This window comes from Candidatus Culexarchaeum yellowstonense (assembly GCF_024707025.1).
Taxonomy (GTDB): Archaea; Thermoproteota; Methanomethylicia; order Culexarchaeales; family Culexarchaeaceae; genus Culexarchaeum.
On record NZ_JANGFQ010000260.1, the window covers coordinates 1 to 3434 of the forward strand.

Genomic DNA, 3434 nt, shown 5'->3' on the forward strand with positions numbered 1-3434 from the left:
TTAATAATTACTGGTTTGGTTTTCTTCATAAATCATTCACCATAACCTACAACTTAAACCTGTGTCTAATATTTGTTTACGAAGTTAAAGATGAAGCCTTAAATACTATCGAAGGGGAATGAATATTTCCCGAATTAGGCAACTATAAAAATCTTTTAGCTATCTAACTCCCTACACAGAACTGTAAGCGTTAAAAGTGCTAAACTAGGGGGAAAAAATAAATAAAATGAAAATTAAATAATAAATGAGAGAAATTGATTAAAAATTCATATTTAATTTACATTTTCCTAATAGTGTTGTTAATAGCTAATTCAACTTTTGAAATTTCAGCTTCCGCTTCAAGCTTTGCTATAGGCGATCTTGTGGAGGTTTGTGATAGTGCAGGTCTAAAAGTCAGGGATAGTCCAGCTGGCAACCCTATTACAACAGAACCTTACGGTTCCAGAGGGATAATTCGTAATGGGCCTCGAAGCGCTAGCTTGGGAGGCGTCACATATACTTGGTGGTACATCGAGTGGAAAGATGGAGTAAAAGGTTGGTCTGCCGAAGGCTATCCAGGAGGGGTATACTACATTAAAAAAGTGCCTCCAGAAGCACCTACAGCATTATCACCAGGCTCAAGCTCTGAACCTGGACCTATAATAGATACGTTTACACCAACTCTTCAATGGCAAGCCTCATTTGGAGCAGATTACTATGCCCTTGCGATAAGCGAGTATCCCTATGGATCAAGCAACATCATTTATAATTCCCAGCAAATATACGGAACTTCTCATACCATACCAGCAGGAGTGCTTCAACCTGGAAAGAAGTACCGCTGGAACCTTCAAGCCCATAGCAGTGGTGGCTGGAGTCCTGTTTCTAACACACTATATTTCCAGACTTCAGGGGGAAAGCCTGACCTAACAGTCATCGGACAAGTTAGCTTTACACCTTCTTCTGTATTTCATGGCCAAAGTCTTTCTGTTCAATTCACTGTAAAGAATGCTGGAAGCTCATCATCTGGAAGCTTTTATGTAAGAATTTCATTAGCCACTACAGAATATGGAACAGACTACAGCTTAGGGAACTTCCAAGTAAGCTCTCTTTCAACCGGAGAATCCAGAACTATCTCTCAGACAACAAACCCCATTCCTTCAAGCGTTCCTGCTGGTTCATACTACGTTACAGTATTTGTTGATGGATTTCAGCAGATTGACGAATCAAATGAATATAACAACATAGGTAGCTCAACGCCAAATAAGGTTGAAGTTAGAGCACCAAGTACTACGTACGATTACACTATTTCAATTTCAGGATTGGGGAGTGGCTATTCAACAAAGGTATATTTAGATGGGGTTCAGAAAACTACCCTTTATAGTGGCCAATCCTACAAATTTTCAGGATTAACTGGAACTCATACGATATCAGTTGATTCAATAGTCAATGATGGAACCAACATTAGGTATCTTTGTAGTTCAAATTCAATAACAGTATCTGGCTCTGGATCTTATACCTTCAACTACAAAACACAGTACTATATAACGATAAGTGTTAATCCTTCAGGTTCAGGAACAGTTCCCCCTGGAAGCAACTGGTATGATGCTGAAAGCACAATTTCAATATCTGCCTCTCCATCTCCAGGCTATAAATTCAAAAATTGGAGCATATCAGGAAGCATTACCATCACAAACCCAGACAGCCCATCTACTACTGCCAAAATAAATGGCCCTGGCTCTATAACTGCAAACTTTGAAAAAGTAGAGCAATTCAATTTTGAAATCTCCATCACGCCTCCCACAAGGACAATTAAAGCTGGAGAATCAACAACATTCTCCATCACAGTTTCACTACTGAGTGGAGCAACTCAAACGGTAATGCTGAGCCTTTCAGGTCAACATAACACCATGAGTTACAACTTTAACCCTTCTTCTGGTTCACCAACTTTCACATCAACTCTAACAATATCAACTACAAGCTCAACACCAGCCAATACCTACACCTTAACGATAACTGGAACGGGCGGGGGAATAACAAAACAGCAACAAGCCATTTTGGTAATTCAACCTAGAACTCCAACACTCACCTTCACTTCCCTAGAGCCTTCAATAATAGAAACCAACGAGTCGACCTATGATGCAAACCTCATAGCCACTGGTACCAATTTCTATAATGTCATCCAAATAACGTTTAGTTGGAGCGGACCAGACAGTGGCAGTGTCACCTGGAATAAGGGCGATAACAACTGGAATACAAAAGTAACAGTTCACTCAGATACTTCCATGACTCTACGACCAAGGGTGCTATACCAAGAAAGCAGTACCCAACAAAAAACCTGGACATGGACTGTTACATTAAAGGATAATACAGGCGCAACAGCATCAAAACAATTTACAGTGATTTATAAACAAAACTTTTCAACTTCAATTACAGATCAACAGAAGCAGCAAGAAATACTAAAGATGGTAAACAGCCATAGAGGTTCACTACCCCCAGAACTTGTTCTTGCTATCATCCGTCAAGAAGGGGGTGAAGGTGCTTTCCACATCAATGGTTGGAATTACAATCCCTTTTACAAGGAAAGCGATGGATCTTGGGCACAACCCATCAATGGTGATGGAATAATGCAAGTAACAGTTGCTAGCGGTTACCATGAGAGGAGCGGTCCATACACTCATGATCGAGATGGTTATGACCATGCAATAAAAGACGGGTGCGATTATCTTTTAGAGCTCTACAATACATATGGGTCTTACGCTCAGGCTGTTCTTCACTATAATACAGGCCCAAATACTCTTTACATTTACTTAGGGAAAAATTTGGGCGACCGAAATTATCTTTCGCATATCGCCACGCATCTAAGCGATTTTGTACCCAGTATCTATGGCTTAAGAAACCAAAATCTTGTTGATGCCTTGAATCGAGCACAAAAGATTCTTAACGACTATCTCTATAATAAAGGTATAGCAACAGGGCAATCACTCGATTACTATAGACCTTATCAGATACTATTAGACCGTGAGCTTTATAACATTGAGCACCCTACGCCTACAACTAGTATGAGTGTTCAACCTACAACTTGGAGTTATTCTATTGGAGCTGGAAGCTCGAAAACTCAAATATTCACGGTTTCTGCTAGCGGTGGTACTGTTAAAGGTGTAACTGTTGCTAAGATTTCTGGGCCTGATTGGATTACGGTAAGCCCAACAAACCTAGGTGATATTCCAGCAGGATCTTCTAAGACGTTTACAGTTACTGCATCTCCTCCAGCAGGCACAACTGGCTCATTCAGCTATTCAGTGAGAGTTACCTGTACAGAAGGTGAGCCAAAGAGTATAGACATTTCAGGCACAATTACTGTAACACTTCCGCCTGTGGGAAAGTTAATTGTTAATATTCATAATTATGGTAATCTCCCACTACCGAAAGATGGTGGTTCAATACGTGTATTAGTT

The 3434-nt window shown here is 40.2% G+C and carries 1 protein-coding gene; it reads left to right on the top strand.

The window, feature by feature from the left end; all coding sequences use genetic code 11:
- Positions 1-254: 254 nt before the first annotated feature.
- Positions 255-3434 (top strand): CARDB domain-containing protein (locus MRT15_RS12400; protein ID WP_304330605.1); only part of this gene is annotated, 3180 nt, incomplete at its 3' end.